Source organism: Roseibium sp. M-1 (genome assembly GCF_054515675.1).
In genome coordinates, this window is the sequence record NZ_CM137257.1 from 130460 (window position 1) to 156948 (window position 26489).

Here is a 26489-nt window from a genome sequence, read left to right on the forward strand (position 1 = left end):
GCATCGTCTAATTGAAACTGAACGGTATTCACGTTGTGAAATCAAGTGGCAAGCACTGAGCGACCGAACTTCGGGCCGGCGTTTTGCCGGTTTCCCGTGCCCTGAGGGAAGTGTGGAGCTGCGGGGACCTCGGTAAAGGTGCGCATGTGACGCGGCTGAAAAATCCGAAAATCGACCGGCACGCGCTTGAACAGGCAAATTCAACTGCCTAAGACATGTCATAAACCTTCCGGCCCGCTATTATCCGGCGGAACGAGGCTGATTCGACAAAATCCGCTTCCGCCGTTTCTTTAAAAACCGTGACGAAAGATCAGCATGACGCCAGCATTGATCGATGACACCACCCTTTATGCTGTGCTCGCTCCCTTTGCTGCGGCTGTGGTCGCACCTTTCCTGACGCGCCTGTTCAAGCACAATGCAGCCTGGCTGCTGGCAGTGGTGCCGGCGCTGATCTTCGTGCATTTTGCCGGCTTCATCGAGCCGGTCTCGAAGGGGGAAACGTTTGTCGCGGCAAAGGCCTGGGCGCCAAGCTACGGCATCAACTTTTCCGTCTACGTGGACGGGCTGTCGACGCTGTTCGCTCTGCTGATCTCCGGTATCGGTACCTTCATCATCCTTTATGCGGGTGGCTACCTGAAAGGGCATCCGCAGCAGGGGCGGTTCTTCTCGTTCCTCTTCATGTTCATGGGGTCGATGCTGGGGCTGGTGCTCGGCAACAACCTGATCTCGCTTTTCATCTTCTGGGAGCTGACCTCAGTCACCTCCTTCCTGCTGATCGGCTTTGACCACCTGCGTGCAGCCTCTCGCCGGGCGGCTCTGCAGGCACTGGTGGTGACCGGTGGCGGCGGTCTGGCACTTCTGGCCGGGTTCATCCTGATCATCTCGGCAACCGGCGAGATCGAGATGTCGGTGCTGCTGGCATCGCCCGACATCATCAAGAATACGTCCCTCTACCTGCCGATCTTCCTGCTGGTGCTCGGCGGGGCCTTCACCAAGTCGGCGCAGTTTCCGTTCCATTTCTGGCTGCCCAATGCGATGGAAGCGCCGACCCCGGTCTCCGCTTACCTGCATTCGGCCACCATGGTGAAGGCGGGCGTCTATTTGCTGATGCGCATGCAGCCGCTGCTTGGCGGGACGGAACTTTGGACCACCGTGCTGCCACTCTTTGGTGGTGTTACGCTGCTTGTCGGTACAGTCCTGGCGGTGCGCCAGACCGACCTGAAGCTGATGCTTGCCTATACGACCGTCGCCTCGCTGGGGCTTTTGGTCATGCTGACGGGCACCAGTCATGAGAAGGCTCTGGAAGGGGCAGTGCTTTATCTGCTGGCGCATTCCCTGTTCAAGGGTTGTCTCTTCATGGTTGCCGGTACCATCGACCATGAGGCCGGCACGCGTGACATCACCAAGCTCGGCGGCTTGCGAAGTGCGATGCCGATCACCTTTATTGCGGCTGTGCTGGCTGCTCTGTCCATGGCCGGCATGCCGCCATTCATCGGTTTCATCGCAAAGGAAGTGCTCTACTACGGGACTTTCGGCTGGCTTGAATACTGGGGCTTGCCAATGACGATTACAGCGGTAGCCGGCAACGCGCTGATGCTTGTCATTGCCGCTGCAGTTGCCCTCAAGCCGTTCCTCGGGCCAAAGGTGGAAACGCCAAAACACGCGCATGAGGGACCGGTCCTGCTGTTCGCCGGACCCGTCGTCCTGTCCGTGCTCGGCCTTGGTCTCGCATTTGTTGCCCATACGACCGGTGAACTCTTTGTCACCCCGACACTTGCGTCGCTGACGGGCGAGTTCAAGGAAGTCGAACTGCACCTGTGGCCGACCTCCATCAATGCGCCGCTGATCCTGTCCCTTATCACCATCGGCCTCGGTATTGCTCTCTACACCCAGATCGACCGGCTGCGGGCGATCATAGCCGCGACGCTGACAGGCATCGGCTGGGGCCCGGACAAGGGCTTCGACCAGTTTGTCGCCGGGATTGTGAGCTTTTCCGGCTGGCTGACCCGCATCCTGCAGAACGGCAAGATGCAGACCTACATGATGCTGACCTTCCTCTTCACGGGGATTGCCGTGCTGTTGCCAGGCTTCCTGACAAACAGCCTGCCGGCCATGCCGAAGATGCCGGAATACCGCTTCTACGAGTGGGGGATCTTTTTCATTGCCGTGCTTGGCCTGATCGCGGTGCTGATCGCCAAGACCAGACTGACGGCCATCGTCTCGCTCGGTATCCAGGGTTTCGCCGTGGCGCTGATCTTCATGATGTTCGGCGCGCCGGATCTTTCGTTCACCCAGTTCATGGTGGAAACGCTGTCGGTCGTCATCCTGGCCCTCGTCATGACCCGGCTCAACCTGTCTCCGAGCGATCACCGGCACGGCCTCGCCGTTGTGGCAACCGGTATCGTGGCCGCGGCCGTCGGCCTCGGCCTGACCTTGACCATGCTCGCGATCACCCAGCAGCCCTTCGATACCCGCCTGCCGGAGTTCTTCGCAGAGTTTAGCCGATCGATCGCCCATGGCCGCAATATCGTCAACGTCATCCTGGTGGACTTCCGCGGTATCGATACGTTGGGTGAAATTGCAGTCGTGTTGCTGGCAGGCCTCTGCGTCCTGGCATTGATCAGGGTGCGTACCAAACCTGAAAAGCCGAAAGAAACACCCGACACGCGCCCGGCACCGAAGGCAGTTCCGGATACCGTTTTCAACGAAACCCAGCCGGCGGAGGCAAACTGATGCGTACGATCATCTTTCGCACCATCGCTCCTTATCTGTCCGCGCTGATGGTGCTTTTTTCCATCTTCGTGCTGCTGCGCGGGCATAACGAGCCGGGCGGCGGCTTTATCGGCGGCCTGATCGCGGCCTCTGCGCTTGCGATCTTTGGTATCGCCTGTGGCGTCGCATCGGTGCGCAGGGCCATCGTCTTTCACCCGATGGGTGTTTCCGGGTTCGGGCTGTTTCTAGGGGCGCTCGCTGGCATTCCCTCCCTTTTCCGGTCACAAACCTTCATGACCAGTCAGTGGCTTGAGTTCAACATCTTTCATGTCGAGATCGTTCTGTCGACTCCGCTGTTCTTCGACATCGGCGTCTATCTCGTCGTGGTGGGATCCATCGGTTCCATTGCTCTGGCGCTCGAGGAAAGGGAGGCAGACTGATGGAAACCGGCGTTGTCATCCTCGTCGGCCTGTTCTTCACGGTCGCGATCTACCTGATGCTGTCAAAACAGCTTGTGCGGATTCTCCTGGGCATCGCCATCCTCGGCAATGCGGTCAATCTTCTGATCTTCACCAGCGGGAGGCTCACCCGCGAAGTGCCGCCGCTGATCCCGGAACATCTCTATGTGCCGGAAACGGCGACAGCCAACCCGTTGCCCCAGGCGCTGGTGCTGACGGCAATCGTGATCTCGTTTTCGTTCTTTGCCTTCCTGCTGGTGCTGGCTTTCCGCGCCTACCAGGAACTGCGTTCCGATGAAATCAACGAGATGCGGCTTGCCGAACCCAAAAATGATCAAACTCCGCCTCAAGGGTATTAAGCTTTATGGCCGGTTCTCCCGTTTCCATTGATTATTCCGAGGCCATGATCACCTCGCCGGTCGCAGCCGCTGACTGGCTGGTGGTTGCGCCAACGCTGATCACCCTCCTCGGCGGGTCTCTCTGCCTCATGCTGCGCAAGAACACCGAGCTGCAGCCAAAGGTCGGCATCGGGTTCCTTATCTTGCTGGTAGCGGCCAATCTCGGGTTGCTGATCCACGTGCTGGACCGCGGCGTGGTCACGATGGTGATGGGCAACTGGCTGCCGCCCTTTGGCATCGCCTTTACGGTCGACGCGCTCGGAGCGACACTGTCGCTGATCGCTTCCATCGTCGCCTTCTGCGCTGGCATCTTCGGCGCCGCCACCGTCGACAGCACCGGCCGCCGCTACGGGTTTTATCCCTTTCTGCTCTTGCTGATGACGGGCGTCTGCGGTGCCTTCCTGACGGGCGATATCTTCAACCTCTATGTCTGGTTCGAGGTGCTGCTGATATCTTCCTATGGCCTGCTGGTGCTCGGCAATGACCGGATCCAGCTGGACGGCGCAGTGAAATATGGCGTCCTCAACCTGATCGGTACCAACCTCTTCCTGATCGGCACGGGACTGCTCTACGGCATCTTCGGCACGCTCAACATGGCCGATCTCAGCCTCAAGATCGGCGCGCTGGAAAATCCGGCTTCCGGTACGTTGGCGACCGTCGCCGCGCTCTATTTCCTGGCCTTTGCCATGAAGGCGGCGGCTTTTCCGGTCAATTTCTGGCTGCCGGCTTCCTACCATACGCCCAATGTCGTCGTTTCGGCGGTCTTCGCCGGACTTCTGACGAAGGTCGGCGTCTATGCCCTGCTCCGCATCTTCGTGCTGATCATGCCGCAATCGCGCGATTACATGGCAGACGTGATCGCACTGGTCGCCATCGCAACGCTTCTGACCGGTGCCATCGGCGCCCTGGCCCAGAGCGAAATGCGGCGTCTTCTCGGATATGTGGTCATCGCCGGGATCGGCTCGATGCTGGCCGGGGTGGCGGTCGGTTCGCCTGAAGCGGTCTCCGGCGCAATATTCTATGCGGTCCACTCGATCATCGTGATGACCGCGCTCTATATGGCCGCGGGCATCATGTACATGATGGGCGGCTCTTACCAACTCAGGGACCTCGGCGGGCTCTACCAGAAGAGCGCTGCCTTTGCCGCCGTGTTCCTGGTCCTCGGCTTTGCCGTCTCGGGCCTGCCGCCCTTTTCTGGCTTCTGGCCGAAGATCATGCTGGTGAACGCGGCCTTCGAAGGTGAGCGGGCCTGGCTTGCTGCAGCGATCCTGGTCAGTGGCTTCCTGACGACGCTTGCCATGGGCCGGGTCTGGATCTTTGCCTTCTGGCGCGGCGGGCCGGAGGGAACGGCAGATGGGGAGGCGGTGGCGGTTGCTGCTGCTGCCGGTGGCAGCGCCCAGCTGTCCGGCGCTTCTGTCTGGCTGCCGCTCGGCATCCTGACGGCACTCGTCATCTATTTCGGGCTGCAGCCGGAATGGCTTCTGGAACTGTCGACCCGCGGCGCGAGCGGTCTCGTTAATCCCGCCGGATATCTGCTCTCAGTCTTTGGAGGCCAGGGATGACCAGTCTCTTTCTGATCAACATTCTCCTGATGCTGGCCTGGGCCGCGGTCACCGGCAGCTTTTCGGAAGTCAACATGGCGTTCGGCTTCGCCCTCGGTTTCGGCGCGCTTTACCTGATCCGAGAACAGGTCGGGACGGCTGCCTATTTCCAGCGTGTGTCGAAGGCTTTCGGCCTCGCGGTCCTGTTCGTCTATGAGCTGGTCCTGTCAGCCTGGCGTGTCGCCGTCATCGTGTTGAAGCCGAAGATCGAACTGCAGCCGGGCATCATCGCCTTTCCGCTCACCGTGGACCGGGACTTCGAGATCACGATGCTGGCCAACCTCATCACGCTGACGCCGGGAACACTTTCGGTCGACGTCTCCGAAGACAGGAAGATCCTCTACGTGCACTGCATCGACGTGCCCGATCCGCAGGCGACCATCGACGACATCAAGAACGGCTTCGAACGCAAGATCCTGGAGGTGTTCCGATGACACCGCTTGAGACATTCTCCTCGCAGTTCCTGCATCTGAGCGTTCATATCGCACTGGCGCTGCTGACGGTCTCCTTCATCATCATCGTCTTCCGGACGGTGAAGGGGCCGAGCCTGCCGGACCGCGTCGTCGCTCTCGACATGCTGGTGGCCGTCGGCATCGGCTTCATCGCCGCCATCGGCGTTTCCACGGGCTTCTATCTCTATATCGACATCGCCATCACTCTGGGCCTGGTCGGTTTCCTGGCGACAGTTGCGTTTGCGCGCTTCGTGCTCAACCGGGGCCTTGCCGGCGACAAGACCATCATGGACGAAGTCGAAGACAGCGTTCAGCGCAGAAAGGCCGGCGAATGACCGCGGCTGTTGAGATCATCACCGGCATCATGCTGATCATCGGCGCGTCCTTCTCGCTGATCGCGTCCATCGGCATCATCCGCCTTAAAGACGTCTATATGCGAATGCATGCGGCCTCCAAGGCGGGCACGCTCGGCTCTGGCGTCATGCTGCTTGCACTTGCCGTACATGCGGGCGACCTGGCCGTGGTGACGCGGGCGATCGCAGGCGTGGTTTTCTTCCTGCTGACCGCCCCAATTTCGGCCCATTTGTTGGCGAAAGCTGCCTACGCGGCGGGTTACCAGCCCTGTGCGGATACCAAGGAAGACGCCCTTGCAAAAACTGCCCGGCCCAGAAACTGAGGCCGGCAGGGTCTTCCTGCGGTCTGAAGACCGTTTCCTGACAATACTATCGGTCCATTGTCAAACTGGGTGCACAGGATAACGTCAATATTTGTAGAATTTGATTTTTATTGGCGCAGTTCGATTTTTATTTGAATTCCGGGGTTGTCGTTTCAGCTAAGCGGCGATATAAGGCTGTGACGATTGCCTGCAAAGTAGAATCATTTTTGAATTCTGGGTCCGCAAGTATCAGAATTTCTAGAAGCGTTTTCGACGCAATTTTTTTGCAGGTAAACACCAAAGCTAAATTTGAAAATCAGTAGAGAACGGGTGAAATATGACTGACAGTCCGGTGGATGCAAATCTGATTGATCTTACGGCAGACATCGTCTCAGCCTACGTGAGCAACAACACGGTAGCGTCAACAGATCTGCCTGGTCTGATCAACGAAGTGTATGGCGCCCTGCAGCGCACCGCGAACACTTCGAGCGAGCCGGAGCCGGAGCCGCTGAAGCCGGCCGTTCCGGTCAAGAAGTCCGTCATGCCCGACTACATCATCTGCCTGGAAGACGGCAAGAAGTTCAAGTCGCTGAAGCGTCACCTGCGCACCCATTACAACATGACCCCGGAAGAGTACCGGGAGAAGTGGGACCTTGGCGCCGATTACCCGATGGTTGCACCGAACTATGCGGCTGCCCGTTCGGAACTGGCCAAGAAGATGGGCCTTGGCCAGCAGCGCAAGCGCTCCAAGTAATACCGGCGCTCTGTTCCGTTAGACGTCTTTTTAAGAGCCGCCATTTGGGCGGCTCTTTTCTTTTTGGCCGTTCGACATTGAAAGCGGCTTGAGGTTCACCGAAAGCAGCTGGATGTGAGCTCACAACTAGCCACCGGTGGAGACGCATTGCGGGCGAGATTATTGAACGCGTCGCGCCTGACCGGCATCGCTGGTGGTTGACTGAAACCAAGGGTTTCAGCGCAAAAGCGACGCATGGCTTTTCCGTTGAACGTGACGCGCTGTAGGGGGCGGTCGCACTCAGGCGGCCGCGAGGGCATCCTGGGCATCCGCGCGGATGCGGCCGACCATGGATCTCAGGCCGTTGGAGCGTTGCGGCGTCAGGTGTTCCTGGAGACCAAGGCGGTTGAAAAGGCCTTCGACGTCTGTTTCGAGTATCTCTGTAGCGGTCTTGCCGTTGAAGAGCGTGGTAACGATGGCAACCAGACCCTGCACGATCAACGCATCGCTGTCGCCGCGGAAGGTGAGAACCGGCGCGCCGTCCGTCCCCTTGTCGATGCTTGTGATCAGCCAGACCTGCGACACGCAACCGCGCACCTTGTTGGCATCGGACTTTTCCGCCTCGCTGAGGGGAGCAAGTTCCTTGCCGAGATCTATGAGGTATTTGTAGCGATCTTCCCAATCGTCCAGAAAATCGAAGCTTTCGAGAATGTCGCTGAGGCTCGTGGTCATGGCACCGGTCTTTGAAGGTCTTTCAGGCCTTCATATAGCTGCTAAGCAGCAAAGTGCAAATCCGGACTGGACTGGAGAGGCCTTGGAGGCGAGGGAGCTTTGGAGAAGACATAAAAATACGCCGCAGATGAAATGGGCAGCTTTCCATCTGCGGCGCAGCGGAACGAACCGCTGAAGTGAAGCCGTCTTTGCGTTGCTGCCGTGCAGCACCGCTTCAGCGGGGGCGCAATCGGCTGCGGGCGGATCCAGGAGGTCAGCGGATCCTTGGCAGCCCTTCAGCTCAGGTCTTTTGGCCTGAGCGTGGTTTGGGCCGTGGCACCGGCCCAAAGTCTGTCTCCGAAACGGAGACGGTGTTCGTGACCGGCTGGCCGGATGGCATGCCGGTGAAGATGCCGCTCGACAACCCGGACGCTGCGCCGGCAACCGGAGGAGATGTCGACCCGGTGACCAGAGGTTCGCTTTCCGGGCGGTCGGCTACCTGCGTGTCAAGGAACTCGTAAACGATCCTTGCACCGTCGCGTGCCCGGCTACCGATGGCTGCCAGGGCATCGCCGCCCGTTTCGCAGGCCTGCGGATTGCGTGAGCAAAACCCGCCGATGTCGGAGACCGTCGCCTGCGCCGCAAGGAACGCGGAGACCGGATCGATTGTTTCACCCGTGGTGTCTTCCTGCTCCGACCCGAGCGGAATCAGGACCAGCACCAAGGTGAGCCAGAAGGCCGTCCTCAAAAGAAAGAACATGTCGCTACCCATAGTCTGTTCGTTCTCGCGTGCCTTTGTGCCGTCGGCACGCTTGTTATGAGATCACCATAACAGCGACATGAGAATGCCCGGTTGAATGGAAAGAGCGCATTTTCATCAAATGAAACAGGTATTTAAGTCAAGTTCTCTGAAAAATTGATTCAAGTTTTATCGAATTGGAGCCAAGCCCCTGAAAGGATTGTGAAACCGGAAAAAATCGACCATCCGGATTCATCCTTTATCGTTCCTTAAGTGCTGCCGGGGACAATGACGCTGAAAGAGGGGCGAACGGAAAAATCCGTTGTTGGTTTGTGGTAGTGTAGAGTGCGTAACCTTCTGAAAAGTCTGCAGAATATTTGGAGCCATTGGGCTGTTCGCGTGGATGGAATGATTCATCCCGAAGCCTGTTGCGATCCTTTTCTTGCGCCTTTGCACCGGACATTCCTGATCGGCTGTTTTGTTGTGGGTGCTGCCGCGCTGGTTGTGCTGCCGCTTCACCTCGCCCTGGCGGGCGCGCCGCAAGTTGCAACGCTGCTCGCGCTTGCCTGGATGCTCTGCCAATGGCCGCTCGCGCTCTACGTTTCCCAGTCCGGTGCCCTCAACCGGGCGATCGGCTTTTCCGCGGGCCTGTTTGCTCTCTTCATCGCCGCGATCTGCATGGTGACAGGGGGCACGAATTCCTTTGCGCTGCTCTGGCTGCTTGTGCCGCCGATGGAAGCTGCCTTTTCGACCAGCCGGCGGATCGTGGTGTTCGTCACCGCTTTCTGTGCCGGCCTGCTTGCAGCTGTGACCTTCCTGCCGGTGCCTGCAGGTGTGGAGCCCGTTCCGGCGGCGGGCTTTGTGGCAACACTTGCCGCGATCACCTATGTCGGCATGCTGGCCATGCGGATCTCACTCGACAGGAGGCGGGCACAGGCGATTGTTCTGGCGACGGAAACGCGCCGCCAGTTGATGAGCCAGAGCATCGCCGACGCCTATTTCGAGCTTGGATCCAACGGGGCCCTGCGCCTGATGGGCGGTCCGCTCAAGCAGCTGCTCGGTCATGTTCCGACCGAGAGCGGTGATTGGCTGTTTGCACGTCTGCATGTAGCGGACAGACCGATTTATCTGACGCATCTCGCCGAGATCCGGAGCAATGGCCTGGCGCAGTCCTTCGAGGTGCGCTTGCGCGTCGGCGCGTCGCAGCCGGGCGAGGCGGGGCAGGCGGAGTACCGCCACTTCACCGTGATCCTGCGGTCTTTTGCCGACGAGGCCGGAGCACCCGACGACGAGAAAGTGCTGCTGACCTTGCGCGCTACCGAGCCTGCCGCACTCAGCGCGGCGGCTGATGCTGAAAAGACCGGCGGGCGTGTGGACAGGCTCGCGCGTTCCCTTCTTGAAGAAGCGGGATCCGGAGCCCGTGAAGCGCTTTCCGAAATTCTGCAGCAAACCGGAAAACTGCGGGACGAAAGCCGACCTGACGCGGGACGCGGCGAAAGCAACGCCGCCAACGCCATTGCACAGTCTGGCGCGCGCGGGCTTGCTGTTCTGGAGACTGCATTGGACCTTGTGCCGGGGCGACAGCTGGAACGGATGCCTGAAATCGTTACCTTCGATCTTGCTGACTGCCTGGAAGACTGTGCGGGCCTGGTGGCGCCAGCTGCTGCCAGGCGGCGGGTCGCCGTGGAAGTCGTGGCAGGTGTTGGCCTGCCGGCAACTGCTGCCGATCGCAGGCTGCTGCGTCAGGCAATCTGTTTCGTGCTTGCGGACATGATCGAGACCTCCGATGCCGGAGCACTTCTGACTGTTTCCACGAAACCGGCAGGGTCTCGCCTGGGCTGCGTTCTGTCGGTGAAAAATCGCCAGTCCGGCCTTAGCTGGAGTTCCGAGGCCTCCGGCTCCGTTCTCGGCCTGGCGCAGGCGCTGCTCGAGCGCACCGGCGGCGGTCTCTCGGTCGAGACCGTTCTGGGGCAGGGGGAGTGCGTGCATATTCATCTGCCGCTACAGGCCGAACACGGACCAGTGCCGCGTGACCGGTCTCAGGCCGCGTCCCCGCTGGCAAAATCGGCATAGGCGGCGGTATGGCGAGAAAACCGAAATCCGCAAAGCAGTCGAAGTCTCAGACGGCGCGCCAGTCCGAATCGCTGATGTCCCGTGCCGGGCACATTGCACTCGACAATCCGGTCGCAGCGGGTGGCACCGTCGTCATGGGCTTGACGGCATGTCTCATTGTCGCAAATGCGGTCGGGCTGCAGCCAGGCCGCCATCCGGCGCCCCTCTTCACCACCCGAGACCGGCCGGAAACGACACAGATGCCGGAACCGGACGGACGTCGGCCGGACCTGCAGATCCAGGAGATTTCGACCCTGGTGCTCGACCTGCAGATATCCCTGCGCAAGATCGGGCTCTATGAGGGGCCGCTCGACGGGTTGAACGGGCCGGCGACGGAACGGGCAATCCGGGCCTATGAACGTCATGCGTCCTTGCCGGAGACAGGCGAGGCGACGGAGGCTCTGCTGGCGCTCGTCACGATGCAAGGCGATGCGCCGCTGGAAGCTGCCTCTTCCGTTCCGTTGCCCCGGGCCAAACCCGGTACCTCGGGCACGGTCAGCCGGTCTGTCGATGAAGCCTCCGCCATTGATGTCGACACCGATCCGAAGCTGATGAAAGTACAGCAGGTTCTGGCGGATCTTGGTTACGGGCCTCTCAAGGCGGACGGGCTGATGGGCGCCAACACGACCGCTGCGATCCGCCGCTTCGAATTCGATCGGGGCTTGCCGATGACCGGCGAACTCGGCCCCAAGGTGATCGAACGGCTGGAGATGGTCAGCGGCCACAAGCTTTCCGGCTAGGGCGCACGTTGGCCTGTTATCAATTGATGGCCCACGAGAAAGACGCGACAGCCCCGCAATTCTGCACGGTCCTGGAGGACTGGACAGCTACCTATCCTGATTCCATCTCGGTCACCGCCGGTGAGGCCATCGAGCTGGATGGGCGTAAGGATGTCTGGGATGGCTACACGTGGCTCTGGGCGAAAAACACTGCGGGCAGGGAAGGCTGGGTGCCGGACTGCCTTGTTTCTTCTGATGCTCCCGTTGTCGCGACCGAAGATTACTCCGCGATGGAACTGACCTGCAAAAAGGGTGACGTTCTGATCACCGAGCGGATCTTGCATGGCTGGGCCTTCTGCCGGAACGAGGCGGACGAGCGTGGCTGGGTGCCGGCGCGCAATCTTTCCAGCGGTTGCTGAGGCTGTCATTCTTCCAACGGTCTGCCTTGATCAGATCCGTTCTTGCGGCACGGATCGCTTCTCCCTTCTCTCAGGCGAAACAATTGCCCCTTCGGCGGACTTGGCGTAGACCGGCAGCAACATCAGCTCCGGCGTGACCGGACAGCTCAATGGAAGATGCGATGCGGGTTACGTCCGATTTCTTCGTCAGCGCCCTGGTCCGGCGAATATTTGGGGAAGGGGGCTTTGCTGCCGTCTCCAAGCGTGGTGCGCCGGAGGCGGGGGCGGTCTTTGTCTGCGTCGACCGGCTGGACGGAACGTTCGATTTCTATGGGCCGGCGCCGCAGGCCTATTTCAGCGATCAGCCCCAGGGACGTCTTTTCGAAAAGGTGCTGGACCAGACGGACCGTGAGGCGGTGGGCGCGCGGCTGAAGAGCGAGGCGCGCATGGACCCGGACTACTGGCTCGTCGATATCGAGGCGCGGGACGGACGTGTGGACTTGCCGCTGGTGCAGGAGGATACGCCACCGGATCCAGCGACGAGGCTGTTCCGTTTCTAGACCCGCATTATCGGGCCGCGTTACGCTTTAGCGAACGGGGTCACTTGGCCTGCCGGGACTGCCGGGCAGGCTCCGTGCGCGGGGCCGGTGTTTTCCATGGCTGGCGTCTCGCGGCGGGGGCTGTCCATATACTGCGCGTCCCTGTGGGAGCCTGCGGCGCGGGTACCCTGGTCGTGCAGGATCCACTGACCGACCAGCACTTCGGCAGCGCCGAAGCTCAGCGTCCGGTAGAGGCGCAAAAGCGAACGCAGCCGCTCCAGCGACAGGTTTTCGCCAAGCATGCGGATCAGCACGGTCGTCACTTCCGACGGCTGCATGCCAAGTGCCTTCAGCGCCACGGTCAGGCCCTCGGCCTGATCGTCCCGCAACAGCAGGTCGCAAGTCGGTTGTGGCAGGCCGAGCCCCTGGCTCAAGAGTTCCGAAAAGCGCGGCCCGTTCTGGATCAGCGCCTGGCCGATCAATGCATCCCTGAGCCGCAGGCGCGCGGTATCTGTGCGCCTTTCGGTGGTTTTTCCGGGCGCCTGGGCCTGTTTGACCAGACTGGTCATTTCGGCTGCGGCGATGGCTTTCGATTTCAGCGGTGCTGGCAAATGCAGGAATTGTCCCATGAGACCATCCGGGTTTAACGCGTCCTGACCGGCCAATTCTAAACCAAGAGTGGCAACGATGTCACTACGGCAACTGAGTTTTGCCTGATGAGCTTGTGTCAGGGTGACGTCGTCGCGCTCGAGAAGGATGCGGATCACCGACGCACCGGCATATTCGCAAAGGGCGCTGACGACCGAATCGCGCAGGGAAGGACGGTGTGCCACCGCCTTCCTCAAGGTGTCGGGTCCGGTGGCTGCCGTTTCCAGAAGGAGATCCACAGAAAGCCTCGGACTGTAACGAAGCGCCGGATAGGCCGTCAGATCGTCCTTGTCGCGGGCAAACTGTTCCAGAAGGTCGTCCGGCAATTCCGGATGACCGGCAAGCAGGCTGGAGATGCGGCGCCGGTCGGGGAGTGAGGTCGCCGTGAAAAGATTGCGCGCCAGTTCCAGAAAAATCCTCGTTTCTTCAACACCATGACGGGATCTGCCGGCAAAGAGCTCGGTCGCGGCCAGAAGGACACCGCGATCGGAGCCGCGGGTATCGTCTGGCAATTCTTTGGGGGAAGAGGTCGGCACAGCCTGGTTAAAGCGTTGGGTTTGGCGCATGACACCCGTCTACACAGTACGAAAGACCGGATCACCGGAGGAACTTGTTTCGTTCAAATTGCCTCAAAAGCGTTAGCATGCTGTTAACCCTGACGACTACTTAATGAGGAAGCAGGAAGTAATGCGTCGCCCGTTTGACCGTTCCCAGCCGGTAATACACCGGTCCCGGGAGATCGGAATCCAAGGAGGAGACGATGGGCACATTATTGGATTTTGCAGCAGCAAGCCGGCCCACAGCACGTGTCGGCCATCGCAGCGACCGTCGCCAGGCGACCGGCCGGGAGACCTTTGGTGAAGTTATCCTCTTCCCAGGTGTCCGCTACGAGCGTCACGACCTTGATCTTGCCGCACGAATCGCGACCATCGGAAAAGCGGCCGGACCTGCTGGTTCCGACAAGGACTGACGGTCCAAGCCACTCCAGCCGCTGAAGCTGAAGACGACTTGCGGTCTGGAGACACGCCCTATGGGCAAAGGCACAGCGGTAAAGAACGCGCCCGCGTCCCGAGCGGACAGCGGGAAGAGGAGAGGCGGAGGCCTTTCCCTCGCCGCCGCTCTGGCGATAGCAGCCAGCCTTGGTGCCTGCGTCCGGCCGACCGGTGACTTCGACCGGGCGCAGCCTTCCGTGATCCACGACAAGCTGATGCCTGCCGTTGGCGACGAAGCGGCGCGGCTGCGCGGCGATCCGGTTTCGAAGTTCAACTACACCAATGACGAAAAACTGATGCGCAACCGCGGCTGGACGCTGATCCGTCCGCCCTGGACGAAGGACTGGATCGGCGGAACCATGGTCGAGCTGTCGCGCACCAGGGTTTTGCCGGAGGTCGAGGGCCGAGTGCCGCCGGACCTCTACCTCATCTATCTGCGCTCGGACAAGTTTCAGTCGTCGGATGCCCGCTACGACAAGATTGCCGCTGATGCCAGCGGCGATGCCGAACTGGTCATGCCCTTCTGTGAAGTGGCGCTCAGGGTCAAGAAGGCGGACGACGAGCGGCTGCGCGTCCTGCAGAACAAGCCGGTGACCACCGAGGAGACCTATGAGGGAGCAAAGTCCCGGGTCTGGGAAAACCGGGTCATGATCAAATGGGTAGGCCAGGCGCTGCGCTACCGCATCATCGCCTACAAGAACGCGCTGGACGGGCTGGAGATCGAGACGCCGACCCGGGACCGGGTGTGGAAAGTCAACAACGCCATCCGCGAACTGGAAGGCCAGGTCCGCATTGCCGAGGCCGGTTGCGACCCCGATAGCCGTTATGGCCAGGATGAGCCGGTCAAGCGCTCCCGGATCTACAAGAACTGGGGCCTGGAACGGCCGCCGGTGGTGAAATAGGCCGCTTTCGAAGGTGGTTTCGCCGGGGCCCGGTTTAATTTGCAGGCTGCCATGACTGGGCCAATCGGTCTGCGGGATTGATCGCGCAGTCCTTCCTCGGCTATCTATGCGACCAATCAGGCTGCGGCGGTCCCTCCAGGGTTGCCTAGCCATCATCCTCATCGCGTCGCCGCGTCAGCCGATACAGGAATTTCCATGACACCGAATGTCGAGCGCCTGGTTCAGGAAGCGCTTTCTCATCAGCATGCCGGCCGGCTCGGGATTGCACTGCCCATTTTCGAAGAGGTTCTGCGGCTCGACCCGCAGAACCCGCAGGCGCATTTTTCCCTCGGCATTGCCGCCTATCAGCAGGGTAGCGTCGGAATGGCCATCGAGCATTTCAAGGTCGCGGCCAAGAAAGCGAAGAAGCACCCCCAGGTGCATCAGCTGCATGGTCTGGCCCTGATGAATGCCGGTGATCTTGCCGGTGCACGCGAGGCGCTGAAGAAAGCTGTCGCGCTTGCGCCGAAGGAAGCGCAGTTTCATGCACAGCTCGGCGATGTCTACCGCATGGAACGCCGGGCCGTGCTGTCGCGCCAGAGTTTCGAGCGCGCACTGCAGCTGGATCCGGCGAACGGCTACGCCACGCTCGGCATGGGGCAGCTTGAAATCTCGCTGGGTCATTTCAAGGAAGCGGATAGCTGGTTCGAGAAGGCACTGGATGCCGGCCAGGAACTGCCGGCCGTCCTTCATGCGCTCACCATGGGGCGCAAATTCGACGAGAAGCCCGCCATACTCGATCGGATCGAGCAACTGGTGGCCGACGGCACGCCGCGCGCCACCCTGGACCAGTCCAAGCTGCATTGGGCCGCCGGCAAGATCTATTTCGATCTTGGCGACATTGCGCAGGCGGACAGACATTACGACAATGCCCGCCGCACCGGATATCCGCCCTTCGACCGGAAGCTCTACGACGACCGCATCGCCTTCATGAAGGAGGTCTTCAACGAGGCGTTCTTCGAGGCCCGCAAGGATGTCGCGAACGAAACGGTGCGGCCTGTCTTCATCTTCGGCATGCCGCGCTCCGGCACGACCCTTGTGGAGCAGATCGTCGGCCGGCATTCCAAGGCTGCCAGCGGCGGCGAGATCGCCTATTTCCGCCATCTGCAGGAAGACCTTGGCCTCAAGGATGCGCCCAGCCCGGCGCTGGAACGACGGCTGAAGTCACTCGATCCGAAGGACTACCGCAAGATCACGCGCCAGTATCTGGCCGAGCTGGATTTTGTCGACAAGCGGGCTGCCCGGGTCACAGACAAGATGCCGCATAATTTCGAGATGCTGTGGCTGATGTCGCTGATCTTTCCGAATACCGCCTTTGTTCATTGCGTGCGCGAGCCTGCCGACACCTGTGTCTCGCTGCTCACCCATGCGTTGTCGCCGGCGCATAACTACTGCATCACACAGGAGACGCTGGGGCATTATTTCCAGCAATATGCAAGCCTGATGGAACATTGGCACAAGGTTCTGCCGGTGCCGGTCTATGACCTTTCCTACGAGGCCCTGGTCCATGACCAGGAGGCGCAGAGCCGCATACTTCTGGAAAAAGCAAAGCTCGACTGGGAAGACGCGTGTCTGGAATTCCACAAAGGCGACAGCCCGGTGACCACCTTCTCCAACGTCCAGGTGCGCCAGCCGATGTTTTCTTCGTCCATCGGCCGCTGGAAGAAGCACAGGGAACAGCTTGGGGACCTGTTTGACGCACTGGGGCCGCTTGCGCCCAAAGACAGGTGATTTAGCCCAATCCCTCGCAGGTCGCCGACTTCAACGCCCGGTCGGTCGCGTCGGCCCTGGAGGGATGGGGCACATAGGCCCGCAGGAGCGCAAAGCCGCTGATGGGTTGTTCGGTTTCGATGACGATCAGGTCTTCGAGATTTTCCGGCGGGTTTTCGCGCAAGATAGCGAGTTGTTCCGTCGTCAGCACCAGCATCGACAGGCGTTCTGCACCGGCGGTGCGGTTGTTGAGGCTGTAGACGGCTTCGCCGGCGGAATTGAAAAGACCGATCGACCAGAACGGGACCGGGATGCTGGCATCGAACAGCACCGGACCGTCGGTCAGCTGGAAACGGCAGGCCGCATGTTTCATGGCGGGATCGAGGTCGGGCAGGGCTTCCTCGCCGGGACGGACATCGGGCAGAAGATTGAAATGCCGGTCCGAGCCGAAGGCGGCGACATTGTCGTAGGCGCTGTGCTGCACATTGCGGGGAATGCTCAGGACAACGAGGATATGGATGATCGCCGCAAGGCAGAGCGTTGCCAGCAGTCCGACCGACAGGCTGAAACGGGGAGAAAGGGTCATGGGCACGCCACCCTGTCGATCACCGGCATGCTGACACCGTCAAGCGCGGCACCAGTGGTGACCGGGGCGTCGTAGATCCTCAGAACGAAGCGCAGCCCGTCGCCGGCTTTGGCATCCGCTGCAAGCGGCAGCCAGTTGCCGGAATGGGGCCGGCGGGCGGCTGAGATTTCGAAGGTGCCGTCCGGCCGCCGGAGCAGCGAGTCGCTGGCAAGATTTACGCGCCCGGGCTCGGTTCGGGTCAGACGGCCGTGGCCGTCGACTGCGGTCAGGGTCCACAGGCGCGAAGAGGGCGTCTGGCCGGCGATCCGGTAGATGCATGTGGGGTCGAGCATGTGCCCGGCACTGTCCTCGCGGGCGACAAGGGCAAGGCCTTCGCCGGAGGCGAGGGGAATGACCGCGCCGCGGGTATAGATGGCGACGGAATAGGGATCGGCTTCGGCGGTGCCGGCTTTTGGGTAGGCCTGCCAGGGCCCGATGGTGACGGCATCGAGCGGCTGTTCACGCTCGATGATCAGGTAAGCGGAACTGATGCCCAGAATCGCTGCAAGTACGACCACCAGCGTGACCGTGGCCAGGGTGCGCAGCGGATTGCTGCGATAGGGACGCAGGACGAGCGGCAAGCGGTCGTCGTACCAGTCCGTCTCGCCGTGGACGGGTCTGAGGCTGATATCACTCATTGCACCGCCGCGAAGTCTGCCGATTGATTAGGTTCTGCCGGCTCCGCAGCAGCGCTCTTCTTCTCCAGCAGCTGGCGCAGGTCGCGGCCGATCTGAAGCAGAAGATCCTGGGTACGGCGCTTGAGCACCCGGGGCTGCGCGGTGTCGGCCGATTGCTCGGCAAGCTTGACCGGCGCGGAACGGGCAAGGCGCGGCAGGTTTTCCGGTTCGACGCCGGGCATCCGGGCCAATTCGATGCCATTATGGGCAAAGGCCATGTATTTTTCCCAAGCCATCGCGGGCAGGCTGCCGCCGGTTACCCGCCGGGTCGATGTGAAGTCGTCGTTGCCGAACCAGACCGCCGTGGTGAAATTGGCGGTGTACCCGACGAACCAGGCATCGCGGTAGGCGTTAGTGGTGCCGGTTTTGCCGGCGGCGACGACACCGTCAAGCTGTGCCCTTCGTGCCGTTCCGTCCTCGATCACATTGACCAGAATGTCGTTCATCTGGTGGACCTTGTCCTCTTCGAGGACGCGGGCTGCCGCAGGCTCGTCCTGCTCGCGCCGGTAGAGGACCCTGCCGGCACTGTTCTTGATCTCCAGCACCGCATAGGCTTGCGCCTTGAAGCCGCCATTGGCGAAGGTCGAATAGGAAGAGGCCATGTCGATGACACTGACTTCGGAAGAACCGATCGGCAGCGACACGGAGTTTTCCAGCTCATGGGTAAGGCCCATGCGGTAGGCCATCTCGATGATCTTGTCTCGGCCGAAGTCGATGGAAAGAATGACCGGGATCGTGTTGATGGACTTGGTCAGCGCGGTCTTCAGGTTCACCGGGCCTCGATAGCTGCGGCCGTAATTCTTGGGCGACCAGTTGCCGATATGGACCGGGCGGTCCGAGACGATGCTCTCGGGCGTGTAGCCATTCATGAAGGCTGTCATGTAGACGAAGGGCTTGAAGGAGGAACCAGGCTGGCGCAGGGCGTTGACGGCGCGGTTGAACTGGCTCTCGCCATAGGAACTGCCGCCGACCATGGCGACGACGGCGCCATCCGGGATCATTGACACCATTGCCGCTTCGCTGACGTCACGCAGCTTGCCGTTTTCGCGCAGCACAGCCTCGATCGCCAGGTCCGCCTGACGCTGGAGAGCCGGATCCAGCGTGGTGCGCACGGTGACAATACGGTCGCGGGCGAGGGCGGGATAGCGGCGGGCCAGCTTCTTGACCTCTTCAAGAGCCCAGTCGAGGTAATATTCCGGCAGCTGTTCCTGCGAACGGTCGACGGCGAGCGCCGGATTGCGCCGGGCACCGATCACCTGGCCCTCGGTCAGGAAACCGGCCTGCACCATGTTGGTGAGAACCTCGTTCGCCCGGGCACGGGCAGCCGGCAGGTTGATATGCGGGGCATATTTTGTCGGCGCCTTGAAGAGCCCGGCCAGCATGGCGCTTTCGGCAAGGGTCAGTTCGCGGACATTCTTGTTGAAATAGAATTCGGACGCAGCCGTCACGCCGAAGACACCGCCGCCCATATAGGCGCGGTCCAGGTAAAGCTTGAGGATTTCCTGTTTGGAGAGGTTCGCCTCCAGCCAGAGCGCCAGATAGGCCTCCTTGATCTTTCGGCTGAGGCTGCGCTCATTGGTGAGAAACAGGTTCTTGGCGAGCTGCTGTGTCAGTGTCGAGCCACCCTGGACGACACCGCCCGCCCGCGCGTTCTCGACCATCGCCCGGAAGGTTCCTACGAAGTCGATGCCGAAATGGAAGAAGAAACGGCGGTCCTCGGTCGCAAGCGATGCCTTTACAAGGGAATCCGGAATTTCTTCCAGCGGCACACTGTCGTTGAGAACGATACCGCGCCGGCCGATTTCCTTGCCGAACCGGTCGAGGAACGTGACGGCGAAATCGTCGGTGGTTTTCCAGTCCGCATAGCGGGTCGCCTCGAAGGCCGGCTGGGCGAAGGCGAGCACGACGATGAAACCGGCAAGGCCGTAGGTGAGCCCGTCGGAAGACAATTCCGCGAGCACACGCCAGATACCCTTGGCACGGAACCGGCGCAGAAACGCATCGTAGCCTTCGAAGGTCCGCCGGATCGCGGACCCGCTCTTCCACAGGGCAGTGTCGATGATCGCGTCGATCGCCAGAAAGAACCGGCGAATGCGATGACGCTTCCGGGGCGGCTTGCCGCCGTCGGACGGGGTCTTGTCCGCCTTGTCTGGTTGCGGGGCGTCTGTCACGCGTACGATGTCTCCTGACCCAATGGGCATGACCCCAAACTAACGGTTTTTCCGATGGCTGAAAACCATTCGGATCGGGTCGGTCCATCGGTCATCATTTTATTGATTCGTCTTGCCAAAAGCTTGCGGAAAAACGGCATTCCGGCATGACCGGCTTGTCGTGCTTCCTGTAGCATGTTAGGCGCCAGACGAATTCCATTCTCAACAGGTGCAGCTTGGACATGAACGGGCACGAAACCTCCGGCAACGCGCCGTTCTGGAAAACACTCTCGCTTGACGAGATGAGCCCGGCCGAATGGGAGTCGCTCTGCGACGGGTGCGCGCGCTGCTGCCTCAACAAGCTGGAAGACTGGGATACAGGCGAAATCGTCTGGACGGATGTGGCCTGTACGCTTCTGGATGGCGACAGCTGCCGCTGCAAGGACTATCGGAACCGCGCGGCAACTGTGCCCGACTGCATCCAGCTGACGCCGGGCGAAGTGCGCACGCTCACCTGGCTGCCACCGACCTGTGCCTATCGGCTGGTGGAAGAGGGGCGGGATCTTTACTGGTGGCACCCATTGGTTTCCGGCGATCCGGACACCGTACACCAGGCCGGCGTCTCTGTGCGCGGGCGTACGACTGCCGAAGACGGCATGGCCTTGGAAGATTACGAGAACCATGTCGTAAGCTGGCCGGGCGAGGTACCGGATTAATTCAACTGTAACGTGATCTGAAGGGCGATCCTCGCAAATACTACTTAGGAATCTGCCGGACGGGTCGAACGTCGTCCGGTATTAAAAAAATTGGACTCAATTGAAATTTACATTCCATCTGTCTTTTAACAATTATTCTCAATTCTGTTTTTTTGATCCGATGGCATTGGTGAGCGCGGGCCGGCATTCCGCTGATGGATGAGGGACATATGCTTAAAGTTGTTCGGGCGATTATTTGCATCGTGTCTGCTTTGCTTTTGGCTTTACCGGTGAAGGCGGAGACATTGCGTCTGCGTGTCCCCAATGTCAGCACCACGGACTATGTGGTCTCCTTGTTGACCTCTGCGCTGGAAAAGGTCGGAGAAACCGTTGAATTCGACCGGGTGGAGCCGGAATTCAACATGGCCCGGCAGATGGTGCTGTTCGAAACCGGATCCGGCCTCGATCTGATCTGGCGCGGCGAAGATGCCGAGCTGAAGGAAAAATACCTGGAGGTCGACATCGACATCACAAACGGCCTCAAGGGGTACCGTGTGATGCTCGTCAATCCCAAGGACCGTGACCTTTACGCGAATGTTGCCAACCTGGAGGACTTCAAGGCACTTGGAACCGTCGCAGCTCTTGGGGCAGGCTGGAACGACATCAATGTCTGGCGTCGCAACGGCTTGAGCTACCAGGAGTTTACCGGCGTCTGGAATCCGGAGATCTATCAGGTCCTCGCACTGGGGGGGCGGGGCATCGACTATTTCCCGCGCGGGATCACCGAGATCGCCGGCGAGGCGGCGCTTCATCCCGAACTGGAGATCGAGCCACATCTCGGACTTGTCTATGCGAATGACTTCCGCTTCTACGTGACCAAGGCAAACCGCCACCTGTTTGAGGTCCTGACCAAGGCTCTCACTCTGGCCGAACAGGACGGAACGCTGCTGAAAATCCTGAAAGAAGCCAATCCGGATGTCTATGATCCGGACAAGATCGATATTGACGGGCGCACGATCATCAAGCTGGAAATGCCGTAAACGGCTCCGCTTGCATCAGTCCGGTTCTCCGGACAAGGAACGTGCAATCGGTCGCGGCTGCCGGTCCGTCCGCACATTCCGTCTTTTCCTGCGGCAGGTTTTCCGTTTCATTCGTCCTTCAGCAGAAAAGCTTCCACATGCCGGCGCAGGCGCTCTTCCAGCGCGGCGAGGTCAGTGAGCTGATGGCTTTTCATCAAAAGAGCACCGTGGATCGCGAACGCGGTGAGGCCGTCGACCATTTCCGCAGGCGAACGATCCGGGCGCAGGTTCGGCTGCAATAAGCTTGAGTTCTGCCAGGCTGACAAAAACCCGAGAAGCTCCTCATCAAGCGTTTCCAGCGTTGCGACAAATTCGGCTGCGCAATTCGGCTTGGTGACGCCGATATTGTCGAGAAACAGGCGCAAGACAGTCGGGCTGACGGTGATCACGGCAATGAGCGCCATCATCCGCAGCATGAGCAATCCCACCGGATCGGTGAGGTGGTCGAAATTCTCCGCATTCACCGGCGCTGTCGTCCTGAGGTCGTTGAGCCGATCGAGGAGTATGTGGGTGAGAAGCCCGTCCATGTCGCCGAAATGAGAGAACACGGTGCCTTTCGCGACGCCGGCTTCCTGGGCCACTGCTTCTGCGGTGACCAGCTCCAGCCCATGGCGCTGGCTGAGCACCTTCGCCGCGTCCAGCACTTTTGCGCGCGTCGCTATGCTGCGCTGCTGTGGTTTGCGTGTCATGAGACTTTCTTAAAATTGACCGTGGTCAAAAATATCTTGACCCATGCAGCCAAGGATGTCAAAAGTTGACCGTGGTCAATTTTTACTGCCAATCGCCAACGGAACGGAATGTTTATGACACGGATACTGGTTTTGGACGGACATCCCGCAGTCGGATCGTTTTGCGGAGCCCTGGCCGGCGAATATGCCGGGAACGCAGAAAAGAACGGACACGAGGTGCGTGTGCGATCGCTGTCGAAACTCGACTTCGATGCGGATTTCGGTGTGTCATCCTTCAAAGATGCCAAACCGCTGGAGCCGGACCTGGATGCTCTCTGGGAGGACATCTTGTGGTGCCAGCATCTTGTCGTTGTCCATCCCTTGTGGTGGGGCGGGTTGCCGGCAAAGCTGAAAGGTCTCTTCGACCGGCTGCTGCTGCCCGGCATGGCGTTTCAGTACATCAAGGGCAAGCCGTTCCCTGAGAAACTTCTCAAGGGGCGTACGTCCGAAGTGCTGGTGACGTCCGATACGCCCGGCTGGTATTTCCGCTGGTTCTATGGGGCCGGCGCAAAAAAACAGACCGAAAAGCAGATTCTCGATTTCTGCGGTCTGAAAACCAAGGGATATCACATGTTCTCGCCGATCCGGGGATCGAGCGATGCATCTCGGGCAAAGATGCTCGCAAAGGCAGGGGGACTCGGGCGCAAGGCTGCATAGAGCGCTTGGCCCGAAGAGCAACGTCGGCATTCTCCGCAAGGCAGGAGGTTCCGGACATCAGCCACTGGCGAATTCAGTCAGTTTCCCTCGGCTGCCTTGGCTGCCTCTGCCTTACCCGTGGTTTCCGCCTCGACCTTGAGGCGCAGCTGTTCGTTATAAAACACAACGTAATACTGGTAGATGTTGCCAACGTAGTCGACCGGTTCACGGCCGATTTCCGAGGCAACGATCCATTCCACGTTGCCGAACCACTTGTCCGGATCGTAGCCATGCTGCTTGGCCTTTTCGCGTAACCTGTCGAAGCGGCTCGGGCCAGCGTTATAGGCGGCAAGGGCAAAGAACGTCTGGTTCGCGTCCCGGTCCTTCAGTCCGGGAAAATACTGGTCCGCCAGGAAACGAAGATATTTGACGCCCGCCTGAACGTTCTTGTCCGGGTCTGCTTCAATTCCGGTAATGTTGATCGGGTCACCTGCCGCCGTTGCCGACTTGATCTGCATCAGTCCGAAAGCACCGGCATGGCTATGAGCCTTCTGGTCGAAGCGGGATTCCTGGAAACTCTGGGCGGCGATCAGCAGCCAGTCGATGCTGTACTCGCTGCCGTATTTCTCGAAAGTGGCACGCAAATCGGCGAGGGGCGCGCGGTAGTCGGCCCGGCGCATGTCCTTCAGGTATTCCGCCTCCTTCAAGTAGCGTTTCAGAAGGATGTTGCCAAGAAGGGTGCCCTTTTTCACCGTCGCGGCAAAACCGTTGACTTCCTTCAGGAGATCCGGCGCATCCTTGCGCACGGCGATGGCGATCTCTCCATCCGTTCGCACGGCGGCGTCGGGGTGCACCTTCAGTCCGTCCAGTACTTCCAGCCAGACATCGGCCTTGTGCCGGTCGACTATCACCATCGGGATCGCACCGGCAGATACCAACTCCAGCAGGTCTTCATCCTCCAGCTTGTCGTCCGCCTTGACGATGTCGACGGGAGGTTTGCCAGCTTTTGCCAGGGTATCGTTCAGAGCCAGCAGGCTCTGGTAATAGGATGAAGATTCCCGCACATGGATGCTCAGGCCCGAAAGGGCCTCGGGCGTGGCAATGTCGTCGACGCTGTCTGCTGTGACGGGCACTTCGTGAACGTCCTTCAGGAGCGGGTCGGAAAAGGCGACCAGTTCTTCCCGTTGCGCCGTGATTGTCAAATTGCCGACCGCGAGATCGCCTTTTCCTGCCGCAAGGTCGCTGAAAAGCCGTTCGCGTGGTGTCGGAACCAGCACGATCTTGGCTTCCTTGGCTTTTTTATCGTGGACCTTGTCGAGATACTTGTCGAACTCCGCCATCAGGTCGACGGAGGTCCCGCGCTGGATGCCCTTGTCGATGAAATAGCCCGTCTTGGAGAACGGGATCAGAATCCGGACATAGCCACGTTTGAGCAAGTCCTCGAAATCGCCATTGAAGGGATCGCGCAGCTTCTCCTCCAGTGCCTGGGCAAGTCCGGTGCCCATCGCATGGGCGGCCGGAACAGCCATCGCCAATCCTGCCAGAAACAGAAGAACGGCGAGGAGGGTGTTTACCCCCTGTGCCGAGATGGACTTCGATGGCTGCATGGATCCCCCCAAGCGAAATGCGCTTCCGCAGAGTAAATGCTCGAAGCGAGAGCCGATCAAGAGGGAACAGCGGGCGGGCTATCTGAATCTTTCTTTGGGTGGTCAAATCAACCGTGTCAGCCGCCAAAGCGTTGCCGCCAGGTCGGAACCGGATCGCCAGCAGCGGGTGTTGCGTGGTAGATGCCACGGGCGATCGCCCGGGCCAGGCAGGCAGCGGCCGCCGCGCCCAGCTGGACCATGTCCTCAAGGCCGTTTTCCATCCGCCGTTGCCCCGTGGAAAGCGCAAAGACGAGATCGCCATCGAGCGGCGTGTGCGCAGGCCAGAGCGCCCTGGCAAGGCCGTCATGGGCCATGACCGCGAGGCGTTTGGCTTCTCCCTTGGTGAGGATCGCGTCCGTGGCGACGGCCGCGATGGTGGTGTTCGCCCCTGCCTTCAGCCCATCCAGCTTGGTGCGCACTGTGATACTGTCCCTGGGCAGGGGGTGGGCCATGCCGCGGCCACCGAATTCGTCGCCGACCTCAAAGGGAGCTGCCCAGAAATGCTGGCTGTCGCCGACGGTCGCCCGGCCAAGTGCGTTCACCGCAACGATTGCGCCAACGGTGACACTGTTGTCGAGCACCTGAGAGGCCGAGCCGAGACCGCCTTTCAGGTTGGCGGTGGTCGCTCCGGTTCCGGCGCCGAAGGAACCAAGCGGAAAGTCATGGCCGATGGCATCGAGGGCGGACCGGCCGAGGTCGCGATAGGGCGCTGCCTGACCCCAGCCCTTGTCGCCGCCATTCAACAGGTCGAACAGGATCGCCGTCGGCACGATCGGAACCCGCACGGGGCCGACCTGGAAGCCGTAGCCGAGTTCGGCAAGCCGTCCCTGGACGCCGGCACCGGCATCCAGACCAAAGGCAGACCCGCCCGCCAGCACGATGGCGTCGATCTTCTCCACGGTCTGTTCCGGTTCAAGCAGGGCGATTTCCCGGGTGCCCGGCGCCCCGCCATGAATGGCGACCGAAGCGACCGCGGGCTCATCCGGCACCAGCACCGTTGCGCCGGATTTCAACTCCTGGTCGGAGGCGTTCCCGACTTTCAGACCGGGAACATCGGTGATCAGATTGCGCATGGCGGCCATGAAGGATCGGTCCTGAAATATAGACTTCGGAAAACAAGTTTGATCGGCTGTGCCTCAGGTGTCGAGGCTTTTGTAGCCGCGGCGGACATAAAGCAGCGACTTGCCGGGATCGTTCATGCGAAGGTCCGCGACGGTGCCGACGATAATGGAATGCGTGCCCATTTCGGTGACCGAATACACCTCGCAATCGACGCTGAGGCGGGCGGTGTCGAGCGCAGGGCAACCGGTCGCGAGGGCGCGCCATTCGCCTTTGGCGAAGCGCTCCGGCATGTCCAGCTTGTCCCGGCCGGCAAAGGTGTCGGAAATCTCCTCGTGATCGTCGCCGAGCGTGTTGAGGCAGAAGCAGCGGTTCTTGAGGACCGCGGCATGAATGCGGGTCTGCCGGTTGAGGCAGATGAGGATACTCGCCGGATCGTCGCTGACGGAACAGGCGGCCGAGACAGTCGCGCCCATGCGCCCGCCGGGGCCGTCTGTCGTCACCACATGCACGGCGGCAGCTATCCGGCTCATGGCTTCCCGGAAGCTGGTCGTATCCAGCTGCAGCCTCTCCTGTGCATGCGGGTCTGACGTTGGTGCGGACATGACGTCTCTCCTGGAAGGCCACGGGAATCGGGTGCAGATCGAAGTCGGCCGGAGTTTAGGCGTCCTTTTCA

At 60.5% G+C, this 26489-nt stretch carries 28 protein-coding genes; 18 read left to right on the forward strand and 10 right to left on the reverse strand.

Translation table 11 applies throughout. The annotated features are described in order from the left end of the window. The first annotated feature begins 315 nt into the window (after positions 1-315). From ACX3M4_RS00655 to ACX3M4_RS00690, 8 genes are all read left to right on the forward strand, one after another. Positions 316-2733, forward strand: coding sequence for a putative monovalent cation/H+ antiporter subunit A (locus ACX3M4_RS00655; RefSeq protein WP_459356681.1), 2418 nt, complete (start codon positions 316-318; stop codon positions 2731-2733). Beyond that, the gene (locus tag ACX3M4_RS00660) at positions 2733-3152 is read left to right on the forward strand and encodes a Na(+)/H(+) antiporter subunit B (RefSeq protein WP_459356682.1); all 420 of its coding nucleotides are present in this window, start codon (positions 2733-2735) and stop codon (positions 3150-3152) included. The genes ACX3M4_RS00655 and ACX3M4_RS00660 overlap by 1 nt, the downstream gene beginning before the upstream one ends. Beyond that, a complete protein-coding gene (locus ACX3M4_RS00665) occupies positions 3152-3529 on the forward strand; it encodes a Na+/H+ antiporter subunit C (RefSeq protein ID WP_459356683.1) in 378 nt (125 codons plus the stop codon). Before ACX3M4_RS00660 ends, ACX3M4_RS00665 begins: the two co-directional genes overlap by 1 nt. A 5-nt stretch (positions 3530-3534) precedes the next feature. Continuing rightward, positions 3535-5130 carry a Na+/H+ antiporter subunit D gene (locus ACX3M4_RS00670; protein ID WP_459356684.1) on the forward strand — a complete coding sequence of 532 codons (1596 nt, stop codon included), beginning with the start codon at positions 3535-3537 and terminating at the stop codon, positions 5128-5130. Then, on the forward strand, positions 5127-5603 hold the full coding sequence (locus tag ACX3M4_RS00675; RefSeq protein ID WP_459356685.1) for a Na+/H+ antiporter subunit E: 477 nt from the start codon (positions 5127-5129) through the stop codon (positions 5601-5603). The genes ACX3M4_RS00670 and ACX3M4_RS00675 overlap by 4 nt, the downstream gene beginning before the upstream one ends. After that, positions 5600-5956: a cation:proton antiporter gene (locus ACX3M4_RS00680; RefSeq protein ID WP_459356686.1), complete on the forward strand. Its 357-nt coding sequence runs from the start codon at positions 5600-5602 to the stop codon at positions 5954-5956. The genes ACX3M4_RS00675 and ACX3M4_RS00680 overlap by 4 nt, the downstream gene beginning before the upstream one ends. Then, positions 5953-6297 (forward strand): monovalent cation/H(+) antiporter subunit G, encoded by a 345-nt coding sequence (gene mnhG, locus ACX3M4_RS00685; protein WP_459356687.1) that lies wholly within the window; start codon positions 5953-5955, stop codon positions 6295-6297. The genes ACX3M4_RS00680 and mnhG overlap by 4 nt, the downstream gene beginning before the upstream one ends. Before the next feature lie 316 nt (positions 6298-6613). After that, positions 6614-7030 carry a Ros/MucR family transcriptional regulator gene (locus ACX3M4_RS00690; RefSeq protein ID WP_459356688.1) on the forward strand — a complete coding sequence of 139 codons (417 nt, stop codon included), beginning with the start codon at positions 6614-6616 and terminating at the stop codon, positions 7028-7030. Positions 7031-7309: 279 nt separating this feature from the next. Here the strand turns inward: ACX3M4_RS00690 and ACX3M4_RS00695 are convergent, their stop codons facing one another. Together ACX3M4_RS00695 and ACX3M4_RS00700 are read right to left on the reverse strand one after the other, a co-directional pair. Continuing rightward, positions 7310-7741, reverse strand: coding sequence for a SufE family protein (locus ACX3M4_RS00695; RefSeq protein ID WP_459356689.1), 432 nt, complete (start codon positions 7739-7741; stop codon positions 7310-7312). A 280-nt stretch (positions 7742-8021) separates the two neighbouring features. Then, on the reverse strand, positions 8022-8480 hold the full coding sequence (locus tag ACX3M4_RS00700; RefSeq protein WP_459356690.1) for a DUF5330 domain-containing protein: 459 nt from the start codon (positions 8478-8480) through the stop codon (positions 8022-8024). Between the two features lie 387 nt (positions 8481-8867). Here ACX3M4_RS00700 and ACX3M4_RS00705 point away from each other — a divergent pair, with 387 nt between their 5' ends. From ACX3M4_RS00705 to ACX3M4_RS00720, 4 genes are all read left to right on the forward strand, one after another. Next, positions 8868-10532: an ATP-binding protein gene (locus ACX3M4_RS00705; protein ID WP_459356691.1), complete on the forward strand. Its 1665-nt coding sequence runs from the start codon at positions 8868-8870 to the stop codon at positions 10530-10532. Positions 10533-10540: 8 nt separating this feature from the next. After that, a complete protein-coding gene (locus ACX3M4_RS00710) occupies positions 10541-11311 on the forward strand; it encodes a peptidoglycan-binding domain-containing protein (RefSeq protein ID WP_459356692.1) in 771 nt (256 codons plus the stop codon). A 26-nt stretch (positions 11312-11337) separates the two neighbouring features. Next, entirely contained in the window at positions 11338-11709 is a 372-nt protein-coding gene (locus tag ACX3M4_RS00715; protein ID WP_459356693.1) for an SH3 domain-containing protein, read from the forward strand. Between the two features lie 161 nt (positions 11710-11870). Further along, positions 11871-12248, forward strand: a complete 378-nt coding sequence (locus ACX3M4_RS00720) for a DUF1491 family protein (protein WP_459359345.1) — start codon at positions 11871-11873, stop codon at positions 12246-12248. Between the two features lie 20 nt (positions 12249-12268). Here the strand turns inward: ACX3M4_RS00720 and ACX3M4_RS00725 are convergent, their stop codons facing one another. After that, on the reverse strand, positions 12269-13441 hold the full coding sequence (locus tag ACX3M4_RS00725; protein WP_459356694.1) for a DUF2336 domain-containing protein: 1173 nt from the start codon (positions 13439-13441) through the stop codon (positions 12269-12271). A 194-nt stretch (positions 13442-13635) separates the two neighbouring features. Between ACX3M4_RS00725 and ACX3M4_RS00730 the strand changes: the two genes are divergently transcribed. The 3 genes from ACX3M4_RS00730 to ACX3M4_RS00740 all read left to right on the forward strand — a co-directional run bounded on the left by ACX3M4_RS00730 (position 13636) and on the right by ACX3M4_RS00740 (position 16539). After that, the gene (locus tag ACX3M4_RS00730; protein WP_459356695.1) at positions 13636-13845 is read left to right on the forward strand and encodes a hypothetical protein; all 210 of its coding nucleotides are present in this window, start codon (positions 13636-13638) and stop codon (positions 13843-13845) included. A gap of 60 nt (positions 13846-13905) precedes the next feature. Continuing rightward, positions 13906-14769 carry a hypothetical protein gene (locus ACX3M4_RS00735; protein ID WP_459356696.1) on the forward strand — a complete coding sequence of 288 codons (864 nt, stop codon included), beginning with the start codon at positions 13906-13908 and terminating at the stop codon, positions 14767-14769. Between the two features lie 195 nt (positions 14770-14964). Further along, complete coding sequence (locus ACX3M4_RS00740) at positions 14965-16539, forward strand: tetratricopeptide repeat-containing sulfotransferase family protein (RefSeq protein WP_459356697.1); 1575 nt, start codon at positions 14965-14967, stop codon at positions 16537-16539. Between the two features lies 1 nt (position 16540). Here ACX3M4_RS00740 and ACX3M4_RS00745 read toward each other — a convergent pair whose 3' ends face one another. Genes ACX3M4_RS00745 through ACX3M4_RS00755 form a run of 3 tightly spaced genes read right to left on the reverse strand, consistent with a single transcriptional unit; the run spans position 16541 to position 19991 of the window. Next, positions 16541-17104 (reverse strand): DUF1254 domain-containing protein, encoded by a 564-nt coding sequence (locus tag ACX3M4_RS00745; protein ID WP_459356698.1) that lies wholly within the window; start codon positions 17102-17104, stop codon positions 16541-16543. Then, positions 17101-17781, reverse strand: a complete 681-nt coding sequence (locus tag ACX3M4_RS00750) for a DUF1214 domain-containing protein (protein ID WP_459356699.1) — start codon at positions 17779-17781, stop codon at positions 17101-17103. Before ACX3M4_RS00750 ends, ACX3M4_RS00745 begins: the two co-directional genes overlap by 4 nt. After that, entirely contained in the window at positions 17778-19991 is a 2214-nt protein-coding gene (locus ACX3M4_RS00755; RefSeq protein ID WP_459356700.1) for a transglycosylase domain-containing protein, read from the reverse strand. The genes ACX3M4_RS00750 and ACX3M4_RS00755 overlap by 4 nt, the downstream gene beginning before the upstream one ends. Before the next feature lie 221 nt (positions 19992-20212). On the opposite strand from ACX3M4_RS00755, the gene ACX3M4_RS00760 reads away from it, so the two are divergent. Both ACX3M4_RS00760 and ACX3M4_RS00765 read left to right on the forward strand, forming a co-directional pair. Beyond that, a complete protein-coding gene (locus tag ACX3M4_RS00760; RefSeq protein WP_459356701.1) occupies positions 20213-20686 on the forward strand; it encodes a YcgN family cysteine cluster protein in 474 nt (157 codons plus the stop codon). A gap of 284 nt (positions 20687-20970) precedes the next feature. Next, the gene (locus ACX3M4_RS00765) at positions 20971-21705 is read left to right on the forward strand and encodes a hypothetical protein (RefSeq protein WP_459356702.1); all 735 of its coding nucleotides are present in this window, start codon (positions 20971-20973) and stop codon (positions 21703-21705) included. A gap of 107 nt (positions 21706-21812) precedes the next feature. Here the strand turns inward: ACX3M4_RS00765 and ACX3M4_RS00770 are convergent, their stop codons facing one another. After that, the gene (locus tag ACX3M4_RS00770; RefSeq protein WP_459356703.1) at positions 21813-22433 is read right to left on the reverse strand and encodes a TetR/AcrR family transcriptional regulator; all 621 of its coding nucleotides are present in this window, start codon (positions 22431-22433) and stop codon (positions 21813-21815) included. A 114-nt stretch (positions 22434-22547) separates the two neighbouring features. Here ACX3M4_RS00770 and ACX3M4_RS00775 point away from each other — a divergent pair, with 114 nt between their 5' ends. Then, positions 22548-23129: an NAD(P)H-dependent oxidoreductase gene (locus ACX3M4_RS00775; RefSeq protein WP_459356704.1), complete on the forward strand. Its 582-nt coding sequence runs from the start codon at positions 22548-22550 to the stop codon at positions 23127-23129. 77 nt (positions 23130-23206) lie between these two features. On the opposite strand, the gene ACX3M4_RS00780 is transcribed toward ACX3M4_RS00775, so the two are convergent. The 3 genes from ACX3M4_RS00780 to ACX3M4_RS00790 all read right to left on the reverse strand — a co-directional run bounded on the left by ACX3M4_RS00780 (position 23207) and on the right by ACX3M4_RS00790 (position 26418). Then, positions 23207-24715 (reverse strand): MltF family protein, encoded by a 1509-nt coding sequence (locus ACX3M4_RS00780; protein ID WP_459356705.1) that lies wholly within the window; start codon positions 24713-24715, stop codon positions 23207-23209. 116 nt (positions 24716-24831) lie between these two features. Then, positions 24832-25836 (reverse strand): P1 family peptidase, encoded by a 1005-nt coding sequence (locus ACX3M4_RS00785; protein WP_459356706.1) that lies wholly within the window; start codon positions 25834-25836, stop codon positions 24832-24834. 54 nt (positions 25837-25890) lie between these two features. Then, positions 25891-26418 (reverse strand): flavin reductase, encoded by a 528-nt coding sequence (locus tag ACX3M4_RS00790; RefSeq protein WP_459356707.1) that lies wholly within the window; start codon positions 26416-26418, stop codon positions 25891-25893. Positions 26419-26489 lie beyond the last annotated feature (71 nt).